16 protein-coding genes and 1 pseudogene are annotated in these 19,010 nt (G+C 67.6%); 10 read left to right on the top strand and 7 right to left on the bottom strand.

Annotated elements, in window-relative coordinates:
• Positions 1–291: 291 nt before the first annotated feature.
• The 9 genes and pseudogenes from G3N64_RS23410 to G3N64_RS23450 form a co-directional block, all read left to right on the top strand.
• Positions 292–1,128, top strand: a pseudogene (locus G3N64_RS23410) (thiamine pyrophosphate-dependent enzyme); the annotation flags it as partial.
• Positions 1,129–1,177: 49 nt separating this feature from the next.
• Positions 1,178–1,990 carry an SDR family oxidoreductase gene (locus tag G3N64_RS23415; protein WP_205786032.1) on the top strand — a complete coding sequence of 271 codons (813 nt, stop codon included), beginning with the start codon at positions 1,178–1,180 and terminating at the stop codon, positions 1,988–1,990.
• A gap of 15 nt (positions 1,991–2,005) precedes the next feature.
• Positions 2,006–3,043: a sialidase family protein gene (locus G3N64_RS23420; protein ID WP_205786033.1), complete on the top strand. Its 1,038-nt coding sequence runs from the start codon at positions 2,006–2,008 to the stop codon at positions 3,041–3,043.
• Positions 3,044–3,055: 12 nt separating this feature from the next.
• Positions 3,056–3,571 (top strand): VOC family protein, encoded by a 516-nt coding sequence (locus tag G3N64_RS23425; protein ID WP_205786034.1) that lies wholly within the window; start codon positions 3,056–3,058, stop codon positions 3,569–3,571.
• Between the two features lie 51 nt (positions 3,572–3,622).
• Positions 3,623–4,228 carry an amino acid synthesis family protein gene (locus G3N64_RS23430; RefSeq protein WP_205786035.1) on the top strand — a complete coding sequence of 202 codons (606 nt, stop codon included), beginning with the start codon at positions 3,623–3,625 and terminating at the stop codon, positions 4,226–4,228.
• A gap of 26 nt (positions 4,229–4,254) precedes the next feature.
• The gene (locus G3N64_RS23435) at positions 4,255–5,133 is read left to right on the top strand and encodes an alpha/beta hydrolase (RefSeq protein WP_205786036.1); all 879 of its coding nucleotides are present in this window, start codon (positions 4,255–4,257) and stop codon (positions 5,131–5,133) included.
• A 3-nt stretch (positions 5,134–5,136) separates the two neighbouring features.
• On the top strand, positions 5,137–6,768 hold the full coding sequence (locus G3N64_RS23440; RefSeq protein ID WP_205786037.1) for a bifunctional 3-(3-hydroxy-phenyl)propionate/3-hydroxycinnamic acid hydroxylase: 1,632 nt from the start codon (positions 5,137–5,139) through the stop codon (positions 6,766–6,768).
• Complete coding sequence (locus G3N64_RS23445) at positions 6,758–7,090, top strand: NIPSNAP family protein (protein WP_205786038.1); 333 nt, start codon at positions 6,758–6,760, stop codon at positions 7,088–7,090. Before G3N64_RS23440 ends, G3N64_RS23445 begins: the two co-directional genes overlap by 11 nt.
• Positions 7,091–7,174: 84 nt before the next feature.
• A complete protein-coding gene (locus G3N64_RS23450; protein ID WP_205786039.1) occupies positions 7,175–8,626 on the top strand; it encodes an NAD-dependent succinate-semialdehyde dehydrogenase in 1,452 nt (483 codons plus the stop codon).
• A 54-nt stretch (positions 8,627–8,680) separates the two neighbouring features.
• Here G3N64_RS23450 and G3N64_RS23455 read toward each other — a convergent pair whose 3' ends face one another.
• Complete coding sequence (locus tag G3N64_RS23455) at positions 8,681–9,409, bottom strand: IclR family transcriptional regulator (RefSeq protein ID WP_205786040.1); 729 nt, start codon at positions 9,407–9,409, stop codon at positions 8,681–8,683.
• 314 nt (positions 9,410–9,723) lie between these two features.
• Here G3N64_RS23455 and G3N64_RS23460 point away from each other — a divergent pair, with 314 nt between their 5' ends.
• On the top strand, positions 9,724–10,779 hold the full coding sequence (locus G3N64_RS23460) for a porin (RefSeq protein ID WP_205786041.1): 1,056 nt from the start codon (positions 9,724–9,726) through the stop codon (positions 10,777–10,779).
• Positions 10,780–10,842: 63 nt separating this feature from the next.
• On the opposite strand, the gene G3N64_RS23465 is transcribed toward G3N64_RS23460, so the two are convergent.
• From G3N64_RS23465 to G3N64_RS23490, 6 genes are all read right to left on the bottom strand, one after another.
• Entirely contained in the window at positions 10,843–11,997 is a 1,155-nt protein-coding gene (locus G3N64_RS23465) for a porin (RefSeq protein ID WP_205786042.1), read from the bottom strand.
• A 193-nt stretch (positions 11,998–12,190) separates the two neighbouring features.
• Positions 12,191–12,754, bottom strand: a complete 564-nt coding sequence (locus G3N64_RS23470; RefSeq protein WP_205786043.1) for a cytochrome b/b6 domain-containing protein — start codon at positions 12,752–12,754, stop codon at positions 12,191–12,193.
• A 150-nt stretch (positions 12,755–12,904) separates the two neighbouring features.
• Complete coding sequence (locus G3N64_RS23475; protein ID WP_205786044.1) at positions 12,905–14,269, bottom strand: aspartate aminotransferase family protein; 1,365 nt, start codon at positions 14,267–14,269, stop codon at positions 12,905–12,907.
• A 55-nt stretch (positions 14,270–14,324) separates the two neighbouring features.
• The gene (locus G3N64_RS23480; RefSeq protein ID WP_205786045.1) at positions 14,325–15,785 is read right to left on the bottom strand and encodes an aldehyde dehydrogenase family protein; all 1,461 of its coding nucleotides are present in this window, start codon (positions 15,783–15,785) and stop codon (positions 14,325–14,327) included.
• A 243-nt stretch (positions 15,786–16,028) separates the two neighbouring features.
• Positions 16,029–17,468, bottom strand: coding sequence for an APC family permease (locus G3N64_RS23485; protein ID WP_205786046.1), 1,440 nt, complete (start codon positions 17,466–17,468; stop codon positions 16,029–16,031).
• Between the two features lie 285 nt (positions 17,469–17,753).
• The gene (locus tag G3N64_RS23490; RefSeq protein ID WP_205786047.1) at positions 17,754–18,698 is read right to left on the bottom strand and encodes a helix-turn-helix domain-containing protein; all 945 of its coding nucleotides are present in this window, start codon (positions 18,696–18,698) and stop codon (positions 17,754–17,756) included.
• Between the last annotated feature and the right edge of the window lie 312 nt (positions 18,699–19,010).

Raw genomic sequence — 19,010 nt, forward strand, 5'->3', positions numbered from 1 at the left:
CGCCGCCGCGCGGCTGCCGATCCGTACCGAGGACGCCGCGGCGCTCTTCGGCGGCCAGCTCGACAAGAATGCCGTGCAGGACATCCACCTGTTCGGCATCCTCGCGCTCGACCACGGCGGTGCCGCGCCCCTCCCCGCCCGCGGCCGACCCCCGCCCGCCCCGTCGCTCCCCCCCGACGCCCCCCCCCGCGCGGAGCCCGCCCGTGCCCCCCCCCCCGCCGCCCCCGTCCGCCCCCAACGCCGCCGCCCCCCGGCCCGCCTGCCGGACCGCGCCACGCCCGCGCTGCTGTGCGCGCCGAGCGCGGCGGCGGCCTGCCGGACATCGACCGGCTGCCGTATTTCCCCGAGCCGGCGCTGGCCGCGCTGGCCGGCCGGCGTGTGGTGCTGGCGGGCGCGCTCGCGCCCGTCACGTACTTCGGCTACGAAGGCATTCCGGGAGAACTCGCGCGCCCTGAGGACATCGTGACGCTGGCCGCACCGGGCGACGCGGCCGACGATGCGCTCGAAGCGCTGGCGGATCGCATCGGCGCACCGGAGAACGCCGACGGCGTGCCAGTCGAGTGCTGGCACGTGGAGGCGGGGCCGCTGACGCCGCAGGCCGTCGGCCGCGTGCTGGCGAATGCATTACCCGACGACGCGATCGTGTCGATCGAGGGCGGCACGTGCGGCTATCCGTTCGTGACCGCGTCGGCGCGCGCCCGTCGTCACACGATCCTCACGAATACGGGCGGCGCGATCGGCCAGGGCTTGCCGGTGGCGCTCGGTGCGGCCGTCGCGTGCCCGGAACGCCGCGTGTTCGCGCTGCAGTCCGACGGCAGTGCGCAGTACACGATCCAGGCGCTGTGGACGATGGCGCGCGAGCGTTTGCCGATCGTCATGCTGATCGCGTCGAACCGGCGCTACGGCATCCTGCAGACCGAACTCGCGCGCAGCGGCTTGCCGGCCGACACGCCGCACGCCAGCCGCCTGACGCTGCTGGACGATCCGCCGATCGACTGGCTCGCGCTGTCGCGCGGCTACGGCGTGCCGGCCGAGCGCGCGAGCACGACGCAAGCGCTGATGGAGGCGCTCGACGACGCGCTCGCGCATGCCGACGGGCCGAGGCTGATCGAAATGTGCCTGTCCTGATCGCGCAACCCGCTTTCCCCTTCAATCCCGACTCTCACCTTTCATCGCTATGGATCTGCAACTCCACGGAAAAGCCGCGTTCATCACCGGCGGCAGCATGGGCATCGGCAAGGCAGTCGCGCTCGAGCTGGCCCGCGAAGGCGTCAACGTCACGATCGCCGCGCGGCGCATGGAACACCTCGAAGCGGCCGCCGCCGAGATTCGCGCCGAGCTCGCGCCGCTGGGCGACAAGGCGGGCGCGATCCTGCCCGTCACGGTGGACACCACCGACATGGCGTCCGTCGAAGCGGCGATGGCCGCGAGCGTCGAGCGCTTCGGCCGGCTCGACATCCTGCTGAACGGCGCCGCGCATCCGGGCGGCCTCGTGCGGGCGGAGCTGGAACACGCCAGCCCGGAGGGGCTGCTCCAGGACATCGACATCAAGGTGGTCGGCTACCTGCGCTGCGCGAAGGCGGCCGCGCCGTACATGCGGCGCAACGGCTTCGGCCGCATCGTCAATATCGGCGGCCTGACGGGCCGTGGCAGCAAGCAGCTGTCCGGCATGCGCAACGTGGCGATCGTGCACCTGACCAAGACGCTGTCCGACCAGCTCGGCCCGTTCGGCATCACGGTCAACACGATTCACCCGGGCGTCGTCGAGACGCCGCACATCCACGAACTCTACGAGAAAGAGGCGCAGAAGCAGGGGCTCACGGCCGCGGAGGTCGAGGCCAACTACGTGAAGGTCACGCCGATCCGGCGCGTGCTGCAGCCCGAGGAAATGGGGTGGATCGTCGCGTTTCTCGCATCGCCGAAATCCGGCTCGATCACCGGCGAGTCGATCGGCTGCGATGGCGGGCTCACGCGCGGCATTTTTCTCTGACACAAGGAGCATTTCATGACCGCAACCGTACTGGTCGCCACGGCCGGGCAAGGCATCCTGCGCTCGAACGACGACGGCAAGACCTGGCATCGCCTCGGACTCGCCGAGCCGATCGAATTCGACGGCATCGTGCGCGCGCTCGCGGTGGATCCCGCGACGCCGTCGCGCGTCTATGCGGGCGCCGATGCGGGGCTGTGCATCAGCGACGATGGCGGCGCGCACTGGTTCCGGCCCGAGAACCTGCTGAACGGGCAGACCGTCTGGTCCATCGCGATCGATCCGTCGAACCCCGCGGTGCTCTATGCGGGCACCGGCGCACCGTCGCGCGCCGCGCTGTACAAGTCGAGCAACGCGGGCCTGACGTGGGAGAGAACGGCGCCCGAGTTCCCCGAATTTTGCGCGGGCGTCAATCGCCCGCGGCTGCTGACCATCTGCGTGGATCCGGACGACGGCCGCAACGTCTGGTACGGCGTGGAGGAGGGCGGCGCATGGCGCAGCCGCGATGCCGGGGCGAGCTGGACACGTGTGGACGGCCCCGGCACGGCGATCCGCAACAGCGACATTCATGCGATCGCCGTGTTGTCCGCCACGGCGGACCGGCCCAAGACCACGGTGCTGCTGACGGTCAACGCGGTGTACGTGAGCGAGGACGACGGGCAGACCTGGGACGCCAAACAGTCGCGCGATCGCTTCGACGGGCTTTACTACACGCGTACGGTCGTGCAGCTGCCGGAGCCGGAAGGCGATCTGCTGATGGCGATCGGCGACGGCACGCCGGGCACCCGCAGCCGCATCTACCGCTCGGCCGATCGCGGCTACGCGTGGCACGAGGCGGATCTGCAGACGCCGCCGAATTCCACGTTCTGGGCATTCGGGGTCCATGCGGCCCGGCCGGCGCTCGTCTATGCGGGCACCAAGTACGGGCACCTGTTCCGTTCGCGCGACGGCGGCCGGAACTGGACCAAGGAATGGCGCGATTTCAGCGAGATCACGGCTGTTGCGTGGACGCCGTTCGAAGCGCCGCTCGTCGCCCACGCGCAGTCGATCAACTGAGTGGAGCGAGCGATGACACCGTCCGACATCCAGCGGCACGCCGAGCGCGCGAATGCGAGCGGGCTGCCGCTGCCGACGCCGCGCGTCCAGCGCACCCACCTGTCGCTGTTCGTGCGCGACCCCGTGCGCTCGAGCACCTGGTACGCCGAGGTGCTCGGCATGACGGAAACCGCGCGCGGCGAGCAGTGGGTGTTCATGTCCTTCGGCCAGAAGCACCATGACATCGCGCTGATTCGCGCGGCGTCCGACGCGGAGCTCGGCACGATCGGCCTGCAGCACTACGGGCTCGAGATCGCCGGCGGCTTGACCGAACTGCGTCGCCTGTACGGCATGCTGATCCGCCGCAACGTGCCGATCGTCAAGATCACCGATCACAAGGTCGGGATCGGCGTGTATTTCGCGGATCCGGACGGCAACCGCCTCGAATTCTTCTGCGAGACCGTCACCGACGACGAAGAGGGCAAGCGCGTGCTGCACCGGTACAACGCGCCGAGCGACCCCGTGCAGCTCGAGCCGCTGTTCGACTGACGCGCCGGCCTTTCATTTCCGCATAACCGAACACTTCATAGAGGATTCCTGATGAGCAAGATCGCCAATTTCGAAGGCTTTCACATCCGCAAGTGGTACACGCAGATCGAGGATTCGCTCGCGAACGAAACCGGCCAGCTCGCGGACGGCGAGCCGTTGCGCAAGATCGTGATCGCCGCGGCCGTTCACAACCCGTATGCGGGGCGCTTCAGCGAAAACCTCGACGACCTCGTGCGCCCGTCGCCCGCGCTCGGCAAGGAGTTCGCGCGGCGCATCGAGTCGCTCGCCGCGGGCCGCGCGATCGAGAGCTACGGCAAGGCCTGCCTGGTCGGCTCGGCCGGCGAGTACGAACACGGCAATGCATTCCTGACGTCGATCTTCGCGGAGCCGATCCGTGCGGCGCTGGGCGGCGGGAAGTCGTGGGTGCCGTCGAGCGGCAAGCGCGGCCCGGTCAACACGGTGATCGACGTGCCGCTCGCGCACAAGGATGCGCTCTACGTGCGCTCGCACTACGACACGGTGACGTGCCTGTTCCCCGATGCGCCCAACGACGACGAAGTGCTGGTGATCTTCGCATTCGCGACGCGCGGCCGCCTGCATGCACGGCTCGGCGGGCTGAAGGCGAGCGAGATCGTCGGCCGCGACGGCTTGGTCTGATCGCGGATGCTGGCGGGGAACACATGATGAATACGGCATCCGTCGAGGATGGGTGGGTCGACAGCGACGGGCTGCGGCTGCACTACGTGAGCTGGGGGCGCGCCGATGCACCGGCGGTGGTGATGCTGCACGGCTTGCGCAGTTACGCGCATACGTGGGAACCCGTCGCCGACGCGCTGGTCGACCGCTACCGGGTCATCGCGCTCGATCAGCGCGGGCGCGGACGGAGCGACTGGGATCCGCAGCGGGACTATTACGCGGCGGCCTACGTGCGCGATCTCGACGCGTTGGTGCGCGCGTTCGACTTGCGACGATTCGTGCTGGTCGGGCATTCGATGGGCGGGGCCAATGCGTTCGTCTATGCCGCGGCGAAGCCGGAACGGCTCGCCGGCCTCGTGATCGAGGACATGGGCCCGGGCGCGTCGGCCGGTTCGCAGGGTTCGGAGCGCATCAAGCGCGAGCTGAAGGAAACGCCGCGCGCGTTCGCGTCGTGGGACGATGCGCGCGCGTTCTGGCGCCGCCAGCGGCCGAACATCACGGAATCCGCGCTCGATTCGCGCATCGCGCATTCGCTGAAAGAGGACGAGCAAGGGCGGATCGTATGGCGTCACGACGCGGACGGGATTGCGGCCGCGCGGCTGGCCGCGACGCCGGAGCAACTCGTCCACCTGTGGCCGCCGATCCTCAACCTGCACGTGCCGACCCTGTTGCTGCGTGGCGGCGAATCGGATTTCCTGTCCGCCGAGGTGGCCGCCGAAATGACGGCCGCCAACGCGGGAATCGAGCGGATCGACATACCCGGTGCAACGCACTATGTCCATGACGATCAGCCGGCCGCATTCAATCACGCATTGCGCACCTGGCTCGATCGTCTGGACGATCCGGCGTGGCGGGCGGGAGTCTGACGCATGAAAACGAACCATGCGAACCGGACGTCGGTCGCGATCGTCGGCGCGGGGCCGAACGGCGCTGCGATGGCGAACCTGCTCGGCCTCTATGGCATCGCGACGGTGATCATCGAGAAGACGCCGGAGATCGTCGAGTTTCCGCGCGCGGTCGGCATCGACGACGAGGCGCTGCGGCTGTTCCAGACCGCGGGCCTCGCCGACGAGCTGAGCCGCGACATCATCCAGAACGTGCCGCTGCGCATGTTCAAGGCGAACGGCGAATGCTTCGCCGACATCCGCCCGTCGATGCGCGAATTCGGCTGGTGGCGGCGCAACATCTTCATGCAGCAACTGGCCGAGCGAACGTTGCGCGACGGGCTGGCACGCTATCCGCACGTGTCGCTGAGGACCGGCGAAGAAGTGGTCGGCGTCGACCAGGACGACGAAGGCGTGACGCTGCAGGTGCGCCGCGCCGACGGGCAGCACTACGCGCTCGAGGCCGACTACGTGGTGGCGGCCGACGGCGGCCGCAGCCCGATGCGCGAGTGGCTGGGCGTCAAGCTGGCCGGCACCACCCATCCGATGAAGTGGGTCGTGGTCGACGTGAAGAACGCCGGGCTCGACCAGCCGTGCACGGCGCTGAACTGCGATCCGCGCCGCCCGAACGTCTGCATCTACCTGCCGTTCAATTTCCGGCGCTGGGAGTTTCTCGTGTTCCCGCACGAGGACGAAGAGGCGATCGCGAAACCGGAATCGATACGCGCGCTGATCGCGCCGTACGTCGACGATGTCGACCGCCTCGAGATCGTGCGCGCCCGGACCTACACGCACCATTCGCGCGTGGCCGAACGATTCGTCGTCGGCCGCGTGGCGCTCATCGGCGATGCGGCACACCTGACGCCGCCGTGGATCGGCCAGGGCCTGAACGCGGGCTTGCGCGACGTGGGCAATCTCGCGTGGAAACTGGCGGGCGTCGTCAACGGCGCGTTGCATCCCGGCGTGCTCCATACGTACGAATCGGAGCGGCGCGATCACGCGAAGGCGATGATCGACCTGGCGGACACGTTCGGCGCGATGCTGATGCCGACCAACCGGCTCGTCGCATTCCTGCGCGATCGTGTCCTCGGACTTGCGCGATTCGCGCCGGGCCTGAAGGACTACATCCTGCAGATGCGTTTCAAGCCGATGCCGAGCTATACGCGGGGCGTCGTGTTGCCGGAAGCGCCGGACACTGCGGTCGGCAGGATGATCGCGCAGCCCGACGTCGAGACGGCCGACGGCGTGCGCCGCAAGCTCGACGACGTGCTGGGCCCGTGGTTCTCGATCGTCGGCTGGCAATGCGATCCGCAGGCCTGCCTGAGCGACGACGATCGTGCGTACTGGGCGGCGCTGGGCGCGACATTCGTTCAGGTCAACCGCTCGCGCAGCGGCACCGGCCGCGCGGGGCGGCTGGCCAGCGGCCACGGCAGCACATGCGTCGAAGACGTCGACAACGCACTGGCCGACTGGTTCGATCGGCATGCCGGCCCGCTCGTGGTGGTGCGTCCCGATCGCTATGTCGCCGCACAGACGGATGCGGTGGGGATGGCCCGCGTGACCACGGCCTTTCAGGCGTTCGCGCCGCGACAACGGGAGGAAGCCCATGTTTGTTGAGCAACGCACCTATACGCTGGTGCCGGGCGGCGTCGCCGAATATCTGCGCCTCTACGCGGAATGCGGGCGCGCGGCGCAGGAGCAGGCGCTCGGCACGATGATCGGCTGTTTCGCGACGGAAGTCGGGCCGCTGAACCAGCTCGTCTATCTGTGGGCATTCGATTCGCTGGACGATCGCGCGCGGCGGCGCGCCGTGCTGATGGCCGATCCCGCGTTCAGGACGTTTCGCGGGAAGGTCCGGCATCTGCTCGTCACGCAGGAAAACCAGATTCTCCGGCAGGAAATCGGCGGCCTGTTGCGTGCGCCGAGCCTGGCCGCGTGATGCGAACGTCGCACCGTCCGCGCTCATCGTGCAGTTTCTACCGAGGTATCCGTCTTGATTCCGTTTACACCGCTGACCTCGCGCATGACGCCTGACGCGCCACGCGATTACGCTCCGCTCCATCTGTATGTCGATGGCCGGTTCCTGCAGGCCGACGGCCGGCGCACGCAACCCGTTCTCGATCCGGGAACCGGCCGCGTGCTCGGCGAACTGCCGCATGCGACACCGGACGATATCGACGCCGCGGTGCACGCCGCGCATCGGGCGTTCGCGACGTGGCGGCGCGAGTCGCCGCTCGCGCGCTCGGATATCCTGCGCCGCGCCGCTGCGCTCGTGCGAGAGCGTGCCGAAACGATTGGCCGCCACATCACGATGGACCAGGGCAAGCCGCTTCGCGAGGCGATCGCCGAGGTCATGTCGTCCGCCGAACAGCTCGAATGGCATGCGGAGGAGGGGCGTCGTACCTACGGCCGCGTCGTACCGTCGCGTTCCCCCGATGTTGCGCAGACCGTATTGCGGGAACCGATCGGCGTGTGCGCGGCGTTCTCGCCGTGGAATTTCCCGTTCAGCCAGGCGATGCACAAGATTGCGGCCGCGCTTGCGTCGGGTTGCACGCTGGTGCTGAAAGGGCCCGAGGAATCGCCGAGCGCGATCGTCGCGCTTGCGCGCATCTTTCACGATGCCGGATTGCCCGCGGGCTGCCTGAACATCGTCTGGGGCGTACCGGGCGACGTGTCGACGCAACTGATCGAGTCGCCGCTGGTACGCAAGATTTCATTTACCGGCTCGGTGCCGGTCGGCAAGCAACTGGCGGCGCTCGCCGCGTCGCACATGAAGCGCATGACCATGGAGCTGGGCGGGCATGCGCCGGTGCTCGTCTGCGCGGATGCGGACATCGAGCGCGCCGCGACGATGCTGGCCGCGTACAAGTTTCGCAACGCCGGGCAGGTTTGCGTTTCGCCGACCCGGTTTTTCGTGCAACGCCCGGTGTTCGAGCGGTTCGTCGCCACGTATCTCGACGCGGTCGGCCGGATTCGCGTCGGCTACGGTCTGGAAGACGGGACCACGATGGGGCCGCTCGCGCATGCGCGACGCGTAGCCGAGATCGACGCGTTCGTCGCCGATGCAAAGGCGAAAGGGGCGGATATCGCCGCGGGCGGAACGGTCCTGCCGGGGCCGGGGCACTATTTCGCGCCGACGGTCGTGCTGGCTCCGGCGCGCAATACGCGCCTGATGAACGAGGAGCCGTTCGGCCCGATCGTCGGGATCGTGCCGTTCGACGCGCTCGACGATGCACTCGCCGAGGCCAACCGCTTGCCGTTCGGCCTCGCGTCGTATGCATTCACCGAGTCGGCGCGCAACGCGCACCGGATCAGCCGCTCGCTCGAAGCCGGCATGGTCAACATCAATCACTTCGGGATGGGGCCGGCGGAGATTCCGTTCGGCGGCGTGAAGGACAGCGGCTTCGGCAGCGAGGGCGGAACGGAGACGTTCGACGGCTACCTGGTCACCAAATTCGTCACGCAGATGAATTGATCGCGTGCACGTCGGCCTTCATGCGTGCGGTCGTGCGCGACGACGTGCGAATGGTCAGGTGGCGTCGCCGATCTGCGCGGTGGCGTCGACCAGGAGCTTGCCGAGCACGTGCTCGTCGAACAGGGCGAAGTGTTCGGCGCGAAAGACCAGCGACAGGCTGCTGTTGATTTCGCCGCTGCTGGCGGTGCGGATCGGCGCAGCGATACCGACGAACCCTGCGTCGAGCTCGCCGCGCGAGATCCAGTATCCCGCGTCGACAATCTGCTGGCAGGCGCGCCAGAACTGCGTCCAGTCGGCCGCGAGTTCGCCAAGCTCGGCGTTGTGCCGTTCGTGCAGGCGCTTGAGGCGCGCACGCGACATCGCGGCCACGATCACTTTCGACGAAGCGCCCTGGAACAACGGCATGATGCGGCCGCGGCCGAAACCCAGCTGCAGGTTCTCGGCGCCGGTTTCGTGCATGACGTTGATGATCTGCTCGTCGAACAGCGTCGATACGAGCGCATCGCCGCCGGTGACCTGAACCAGCTTCTGGATGACGGGCTTCGCGGCGGTGAGCGTCGGGTCCGACTGCCGCATGTTGTAGTCGAGATGGATGATGCGCGGGCCCAGCGTATAGCGGCCGTTGCTGCCGACGAGCAGGCCGACCGAGGCCAGTTCCTTCACGTAGCGGTAGCACGTGGTCCGCGAAAAGCCCATGTGTTCGGCGATTTCCTCGGCCGTCATCGACGTCGCGGACGAAGAGAATACGTCGAGGATGGACAGCATTTTGGTGAGGCTCGACATGACGTGATCCGGGATTCAGACGGCTTGCGGCAATGGAACGGGAAGGTCGAACGCGGTTCGGGCTGCCGGGCTGCGGCACGGCGTGCGGCTCCGGGGGCGACAGGGCCGTAGTCTAACTTAAGTCGCGCAGGCGGCAACCCGAGCCGCGTCGACGAATGCTCAGGAAGCGGGCCAACTGCAATGCAGTGGATCGCCTCGCCGTCTATTGATGGGGAATCCTATTTTAATCGTGAAAATCATGCCGGATCAATGCCGTTGCCGTGCCGGTCGGTTCACGGGCGCATCGACCGGGAAAATTCGATAAGGAGAAGAAGATGAAAGCGTGGTTCCGGATGGTGGCATTGTGCAGTTGCGGTGCGGCTGCACCGGCGTTCGCCCAGTCGAGCGTGACGCTCTACGGTTCGCTGGACACGGGCGTGACCTATACGAGCGATGTGGTGTCTGCCGCGCGCGGCGGGCGCCAGCTCGCGTTGCAGGCGGGCGTGTCGCGCAACGACGTCTGGGGCCTGACGGGCAGGGAGGATCTCGGCGGCGCCAACTTCGCCGTGTTCCGGCTTGAAAGCCAGTTCCAGACGTCGGACGGTGCGCTGACCGTGCCGGGTTCCGCATTCAGTTCGCAAGCGTACGTCGGGCTCGGCGGCGACTGGGGCACCGTGACGCTCGGGCGCCAGTTCGATTTCGTCGGCGATCTCTTGCCGTCCTTCGCGGTCGGTGCGAACACGCCGGCGGGCCTGCTCGCATGGGGGTTGCCGGCGAATGCGTCGGCAGGCGGCGCGCTCGACAACCGCGTGTGGGGCGTCCAGGTGAACAATGCGGTGAAGTACGTGAGTCCGACGTTCGGCGGTATCGCGTTCGGCGGCATGTGGGGGTTCGGCAACGTGCCCGGCACGGTCGCGCGCAGCAGCGTCCAAAGCGCGATGCTGTCGTACACGCAGGGCGCGTTCAGCGCCGCGCTCGCTTATTTCGGCCAGCACGACGTGACCGGCGGCGGCAATCTTCGCAACTTCTCGGGCGGGGCCGGCTACAACTTCGACCGGTTGCGCGTCTTCGGCATGGTGTCGGATGTGCGGATCAGCGCCGCCGCGCCGCTGCGGGCAACGACTTACGACGCCGGGCTGACCTATGCGCTCACGCCGTCGTTGCAGTTGGGCGGCGGTTTCCAGTTCCAGCAGCGCGGCGGCGACATCGGCTCGGCCAATCAGGTCACGCTGAGTGCCGATTATTCGCTGTCGAAGCGTACCGGCCTGTACGCGGTGTTCGCACGCGGCCACGACAGCGCTTACGGTGCCCAGGTCGAGGCCGCGCTCGGCGGCGCGGCGGCCGGCTCGACGCAGACCGCGGTGCGCGTCGGGGTGCGGCATCAGTTCTGACGGCACGGGGAAGCACGGGCTGCCGCGTATGCCACGCGCGCGCCCGTGCGCCGCCCGCCGGGCTCAGAAGCGATGCATCATCCCGACGCGCAAGGCCAGCTGGTTGCGGCCCGACGACTGCCCGGCGGCGCCGAGCACGTGCGCGTAGTCGAAGTCGGTGCCGGTGTTGCCGGTTGCGTGCTGGTACGCGCCCTGGATGTAGGTCGAGGTCCGCTTGCTGAGGTCGTAGTCGAGCATCATCGACAACTGGTGCCAGCTCGGCGATGCATCGCCGGCCGCCGTCGTCACATGGGCGTGCGTGTAGGTATACGCCGCGCCGAGCCAGACATCCGGCCGGAAGAAATACTGGCCGTTGACCTCGAAGTTGTCGAATTTCCACGCATTCTGCGAGCCTGCCGCCGGCTGGTTCGCGAAGTAGAGATTCGACTCGGGGTTGTATACGTCGACGTGCGAATACGCGGCGGACAGCGTCAGCCTGTCGCTGAACTTGTACGACGCGCCGGCATCGATGTTCTGCTGCGAGCGGCCGCTGAAGACCGTATCGTCGCTCGACAACGCGCCGCCCGCGGTCGCACCGCCGTTGTTGGCCTTCAGGTACGCGACGGCAGCGGAGAATGCGCCCGCCTGGTACTGCACCGCGGCACTGTAGACTCGGTTCCGGGCAAAGCCGCCCGCCTGGTTCGAGAGCCCGTAGAGCACTTCGCCCTTGAAGCCGGCGTACGCGGGCGACACGTACTTGACGCTGTTCTGGATGCGGTAGTCCCAGTCGGCATTGTCGTTGTCGTACGGGTGGGCGCCGAAGTCGCCGAGCCAGTTGCCGGTGGCCGTGAACGGGCTCCACATGTCGAGCGTGGGATCGTACTGGCGGCCGAACGTGAGCGTGCCGAACCGGTCGGAATCGAGCCCGACGTACGCCTGCCTGCCGAACATCCGCGACGCGACGCCGAGCGCCCCCGTGCTCGCGTTGAAGCCGTTCTCGAGCTGGAAGAGCGCCCTCAGTCCGCCGCCGAAGTCTTCCGTGCCTTTCAGCCCCCAGTTGCTGCCGACGGTGTCGCCGCTGACCATCTGGTAGGCCTTGCTGCCGCCCGCGTTGCTCGTGAAATTGATGCCTTCGTCGATCAGTCCGTAAAGCGTCACGGTACTCTGCGCGTGTGCCGTCAGGCTGAATCCGAATCCCATGGCGCCGGCGGTCGAAACGACCGCAATCATCTTCTTCATCGTGGATCTCCAGGTGAGTGCCGGTAGGGCGATGCGGTACCGTTCCCGAAGGCGTGCCGGTGCCCCGGACGCCCGGGATGGTCCGCTTGTAGTTAGTAAAACGAAATGATTGGATCAAATGAGATCGGGCGCCGCGATCGGGCGACCCGAATCCCGAACGTTGCCGGGGTCCCGGCAACGCATCGGCGCGGCGTTACAGCATGCGCCGCAGTACGTCGTTTTCGCGGTTCGAGTCGAAGAACCGGTGCTTGAGCGCGGCGACGATATGCAGCATGACGAGCACGAGCAGCGTGTAGGCCAGTGTCCGGTGCAGCCACTGGAATGCCTCGAACCAGTGGTCGTTCTTCGGCAGCAGCTCGGGCACGCGGAAGAAGAAGAACGGCACGCCGTCGCTCTGCGTATACGTGCTGGACATCGAATAGCCCATCAGCGGCACGATGATCGCGAGCGCATACAGCAGGTAGTGCGCGATCTTGGCGAGCTTGCGATCCAGCTTCGGCAGGCTCGATGGCAGCGGCGGCAGCGGCTTCATCGAGCGAATCGCCAGTTGCGTCAGGACCACCAGCAGCGTGAGCACGCCGAACTCCTTGTGGGTCGGGTAGTACCAGTCGAACTTGGCCGGCAGGTTGTCGTCGAGCCGGACCATCGTCCATCCGGTCCAGAGCTGCGCGCCGATCAGGATCGCCCTGACCCAGTGCAGCAGCCGAAGCGCGAGCGGATATTTCTCGACCGTGAATGCAATGGCCTGGTTTTCCATTTGACTAGTCTTCCTTGAAAACAAAATTGCAACGGGCGGGACGCCGATCGTCGACTTCGACGTCCCGCGACGATCTTCGTCGAACCCGAGCCGGATGGCGATGCGCACGGACCTTCGACGAACAATCCGTGCGCCGGGCTGTCCGTGCGGTCAGGCGATCGATCGCGAATCCGCGCAGCACTCCTGCAGCGCCTCGCGCAGCGTCAGCGCGATGAAGTCGGCCTCGTCCTGCTGCAGCGTCAACGGCGGCGACATCACGACCTTGTTGGCGATCGCCCGGACCAGGACCCCGCGCCGGCGCGCGGCGTCGGCCACGCGCGCCGCGAACCCCTTGCCCGGATCGAGCGGCGTGCGGCTGGCCTTGTCGGTCACGAGATCGAGCGCCAGCATCAGCCCCTTGCCGCGGACGTCGCCGACGGTCTCGAAGTCGGCCTTCAGCGGCTGCAGGTGTTCGAGCAGGCGCTGGCCGACCCGTGCCGCATTGCCCGGCAGATCCTCGGCTTCGACGATGTCGAGCACCGCGAGCGACGCGGCGCACGCAAGCGGATGCCCGCTGTACGTATAGCCGTGCATGACCACGTGCGAGAAACCCGCGCCGTGTTCGATCGCCTGCGCGATGCGCCCGTTGTACAGCGTCGCGCCGAGCGGGACGTAGCCGGCGGAGATGCCCTTGGCGACGCACAGGATATCGGCGGCGACCCCCCATCCGCGGCTGCCCAGCATGCTGCCGGTGCGGCCGAAACCGGTGACCACCTCGTCGGCGATCAGCAGGATGCCGTTCCGGTCGCAGACGGCCCGCACGCGCGCCCAGTAGTCGGCGGGCGGGACGATCAGGCCGCCGGCGCCCTGGACCGGTTCCGCGACGAACGCGGCGATGGTCTGCGGGCCATGGAACGCGATCGTTTCCTCGAGTTGCCGGATGCAATGCTCGACGAGTTGCTGCGGATCTTCGCAGTTCCACGGGTTGCGATAGAGCCACGGCGTGTCGAGCAGCACGCAGCCGGGCAGCAGCGGACCGTGATTGTAATGGTAGACGCCGTTGCCGCCGAGCGATGTGCCGCCGACGTGCACGCCGTGGTAACCGTTGCGCAGCGACAGGAATTTCGTGCGCGACGGTTCCCCCGCGGCAACCCAGTACTGGCGCGCCATCTTGAGCGCGGTCTCGATCGCGTCGGAGCCGCCGCTGCCGAACATTACCCGCTGCATGTCCTCCTGCGCGAACATCGCGCACAGGCGGTCGGCCAGGTCGTACACGCGCGGATGGGCGACGCCGTCGAAGGTCTGGTAGTAGGACAGCTCGTCCATCTGGCGGGCGATCGCGGCCTTCACTTCCGGCCGGTTGTGGCCGACGTTGACGTTCCAGAGTCCGCCGACGCCGTCGAGCATGCGGTGGCCCTCGACGTCGTACACGTAGTTGCCGTCGCCGCGCTCGATGATCACGGTGGGGGTCGTGTGCCCGGCGGCTGCCGAGCTCATCGGGTGCCAGAATCGCTTTTGTCGCTTTTGATAGTCCATGGTCTTTCTCTCGTGAAGTGCTTGAATACGGTGCGGCACAGCGTGCGCCGCGGGGTCACAGGGCTGCGCTGATGATCTTTTCCTCGAGGTACGAGTCGAGCGCGGCCTTCGACAGGTCGCGCCCGATGCCGCTCTGCTTGGTGCCGCCCCACGGCAGGCGCGCGTCGATCGGGCTCCATGCATTGATGGCGACCGCGCCGACGTCGAGCCGCTCGGCGACACGGTGCGCGGTGCCGACGTCCTGCGTCCAGACCGAGGCCGACAGGCCGAACGGCGTGTCGTTGGCGATGCGAATGGCCTCGTCCTCGGTGTCGAACGGCATGACCATGCCGACCGGGCCGAACACTTCGTCGCGGGCGATCCGCATGTCGGGATGCACGCCGCCCAGAATCGTCGGACGCATGAAGCAGCCGCGCGGCGGCACCTGTTCGTCGCCCGCGAGCATCACCGCGCCTTCGGCGAGCGCGCTTTCGACGTGCGCGCTTTCGACGTGCGCGCGCACGCGCGCGAGGTGACGCGGGTTGATGAGCGCGCCCATCTGCACGCCGGGCTCCGACGGCGGGCCGACGCGAATGGCGCGGGCGGCGTCGGCGAGGCGCGCTTCGAGCGTGGGCGCGATCGAGCGGTGCGCGAGCACGCGCGAGCCGGCCGCGCACGTCTGGCCCTGGTTCGCGAACATGCCGGCCATCAGCGACGGGATCGCACGGTCGAGATCGGCATCCGCGAAGACGATTTGCGCAGCCTTGCCGCCGAGCTCGAGCGTGACGCGCTTGAAGGTTCGGGCCGCTTCGGCGGCGATCGCACGGCCGACTTCGGTGCTGCCGGTGAAGCTGATCTTGCTCACGAGCGGGTGTGCGACGAGCGCGGCGCCGACTTCCGAACCGACGCCGTGGACGATGTTGACGACGCCGGCGGGCAGGCCGGCTTCGCAGACGAGTTCGCCGAGACGGGCGAGCGCGAGCGGCGTGTCCTCGGACGGCTTGATGACCACCGGGCAGCCGGCCGCGAGCGCCGGTGCGAGTTTCCACACGGCGATCATGAGCGGCGCGTTCCACGGGATGATCTGCCCGGCGACGCCGACCGGCGCGCGCCGGGTGTAGTTGAGTGTCGGGCGGCCCATGAAGCCGTCGGTCGGAATCGTGCGGCCCTCGAGCTTGTCGGCCCAGCCGGCGAAGTAGCGCAGCGTGTCGATGCTCATCGGGATGTCCATCATGCGCATCTCGGCAAGCGGACGGCCTTGTTCGACGGCCAGGCATTCCGCCAGCGCGTCACGGTCGCGCTCGATCAGGTCGGCCAGCCGAAGCAGCCAGCGCGCCCGGGCCGACCCGCCCGCGCGCGCCCAGGCGTCGTCGTGCAGCGCGCCGTGCGCGGCGCGCACCGCACGGTCGACGTCTTCGGCGCTCGACGCCGGCACGGCGGCGACGTAGTCGCCGGTCGCCGGCGCCAGCTTTTCGAAGGTACGGCCGGCAGCTGCGTCGCAATGCCGGCCGCCGATCAGGTTCTGAATTTTCATCATGGTGTCCGTGTTTCACAGGGGCGTGTCGTCGAGCCGCGCCGGTCGTGGCGGTGAGGGCTGCCACGGCACGGCTTCAACGTCGGATCCACTGTATGTCGATGAAATGGCGGGCCTTGTCCGCTATCGGCAATCGTTGCCGCGTGATCGGGATAGGGAATACCCGTGCGCGTGCCGACGGCGGGAAAGTGTCAGGGGTGGGGCAAGACGATGCCGGAGCCGCGCGCGGCGCCGGCCGGGCGGCGGTTACGGGGTGGCGCGTCCGAGTTCGCGATACAGGTCGGGATCGGAGCGCTTCAATCGCAACGCGGCGCGGACGCCGAGCGCGCCGACGGCAAGCAGGAAATACGGAAACATCGCGACGAAGGTCGAATCCGATCCGCTCAGCACGGACAGGTTGCGCACGACCAGCACGAGGCAGGCGCCGAGCGCGATCACGCTGACGAGCGGTGCGATCAGGCGGTGTACGAGGCCGGCATCCCGATGGTCGCGCGCGAAGAACACGATCACCGAGGCTGCCACGAGGATCTGCACCGCGATGATGCCGATCGTGGCCAGCGCGCTCATCCACGAGAACACGACCGCGAACGGATCGAGGCGAAAGGCGGCGGAGCCGGCGATGGCCGCGAGTGCGATCAGCGTCTGCACTTTTCCGGCGACGTCGGGACAGCGATGCACGGGGCACGTATGGCCGAGTTTGCGCCACAGCACACGTTCGCGGCCCATCGCGTAGAAATAGCGCGTGATCGTATTGTGGAACGACAGGATCGCCGCGAAGAGGCTCGTGACGAGCAGCACGTTCATCGCATCCGTCGCGATGCCGCCGAGCAGCCGGCCGCTGACGGCAAGCCACAGGTTGGCCGGATCGCGGGCTGCCTGCGCGGCAATCCGGCCTTCGCCCCATGCCTCGACGATCGCCCACGACGACAGCGCGTAGAACGCCATGATGAGGATCACGGCCACGTACGTGGCGCGCGGGATCGTGCGTTTCGGGTCGCGGGCCTCCTCGGAGAAGATGGCCGTTGCCTCGAAGCCCATGTACGAGCCGAGCACGAACACGAGCGCGGTGCCGAGCCCGGGTGCGAACACCATCGCGGGGCTGAACGGTTTCGCGCTGAAGCCGCCAGCGCTCGCGCCGTGCGCGACGATCGCGAGATCGAGCAGCATCACGATCGCGATCTCGCCGATCATCAGCATGCCGAGCAGCCGGCCGCTGAACTCGATGTGCCGCGCGCCGCAGAAATGCACGGCGACGACGCACGCAAGCGCGAACGCCCACCACGGCACGTCGACGCCGTAGTGCCGCTGGATGCTGTCGTTCAGGAAGAAGCCGAACATGCAGTAGATCGCGATCTGCACGGCGTTGTACGCGACGATCGCGACGAACGCGCCGCCCACGCCGGCCGGACGTCCGAGCCCGTTCGCGATATACGCATAGAACGCGCCCGCATTGGAGATGTGGCGGCTCATCGCGGCGTAGCCGATGCTGAAGATCAGGTACATGATGCCCGCCAGCACGAATACGCCGGGCACGCCGGGGCCGTTGCCGAGCGAGAACGCCGCGGGTGTCGCGCCGACCATCGCGGTGAGCGGCGCGGCCGCGGCGACGACGAAGAAGACGATGTGTGAAAGTCCGACGGCGTTCTTGCTGAGGCCCGCTTCGGACCGGGATGACAATTCGCTCATGAGTAGTCCCGCTGACCGGATCGTCCGTCAGGAATCGACACCGGCATGCCTGATCAATATCCCTGTGCCGCGGGCCGATCCTGACGAACCGGCAATGGATGCTGACGTCCGCCGACGTCACAGGTGTGCGCTTGGACGGCCGCCCGGCGCGGTGCAGTGCGATGCGGAACAGGCCGACGACAAAATTTACGGTGCCGAAAAAGCGGGCGTTGTCCGGTATCGGCAATCCGCATGCGCCGGGCGGCAGGGGATTACCCGGATGCGCCGCGCGGCACGTCCCGGGTCTCAGCTCAGGCGCGGCGTGTGCGACGGCAGCTCGTGGAAATGTTGCTGGTAGTACGCGGAAAAGCGTCCAAAGTGGCAAAAGCCGAATTGCGCGGCCGCGTCCCCGATCCGCATCGTCTCGGGCGTCGTCATCAGGAAGCGTCGCACGGCGTTCAGCCGGATCGAGCGGAGGTAGGCCGTCGGCGTGGTGCCGACGACGTTCTGGAAGCTGTATTGCAGCGTGCGGCGGCTGATTCGAAGGTGATGACAGAGATCGATGACCGTCGGCACGTCGTCGCTTTCCAGTGCGATCTCCTGGCTGCGGCGCACGATATAGCTTTGCGTCGATGCCGACGGCATCGCACCGGCATCCGGGTCGTCGGACTGCACGAGGTCGAGCAGGATGCCGACGACACTGTGCGCGAGCACGCGTTCGTCGAACGCGTTGCGTGCCGTGAGCGAACCGCTGTCGAGCGCCTGGCAGAGCACGCGCTCGAGGCCATCCAGCGCATGGCGGTAGCGTGCGGGCGAGATCGGCAGCACCGGCTGCTTCAGGATGCGTGCGGGCAGGTTCGAGAGTTCGTCCAGTTCGCGATCGGCCGTGAGCGTGCGATCGATCGTGAAGGCGAGCACTTCGGTGTCGCACGGCAGGTGGGCGACGAACTCCTCGCCGCCGCGCAAGGTCAGCAGGCTCGGACGCTCGACGGTGCGCCCCTGGACCACCGGCGCAACGGTACTGGCGATCGGCAGCGCGAAGCAGAGGCGGTCGCGCGGCGCCAGGCCGTGCTGCATCACGCGTTGGTTGATGCGTTCGCGAAAGACGTGAAAGCGCTGGCCGGCGACCTGGCGCAACGTGGTCGTGGCCGTGCCCGGACTGATCTGGTCATAGTGCTGCGACCAGTTCACGATCGCCTGGGAATGGAGGAACACATCCGAGAAGCACAGTGTTTCAGCGTGCAGGTTCATGGTGTGGCTAATGCATCCCGTCTCAAATTCGATGCCGATCGAAACCGGCCGGCTCATGCTGCCCAGGCGTGGGCAGTACGATCGCGCCCTGCGCGATTTGCCTGGATTGCTTCCGGAAGGTGCCGTGTGACACCCCCGTCCTGCCGACGATCATATCCAGAAAAAAACACCGGGTGACACGGCGGAAACACCTTGTTGCCACTCGCCGAGCCAGCGCGTCGCGCATGGCGATGGCCGACCGCAACGAAAACGAAAGGAAACCCGAAATTCGGGACAATTATTGTTGTTTTCTTGTAAATTACGTGTGTTTGT

The organism is Burkholderia sp. Ac-20344 (assembly GCF_017104975.1).
Lineage (GTDB): Bacteria > Pseudomonadota > Gammaproteobacteria > Burkholderiales > Burkholderiaceae > Burkholderia.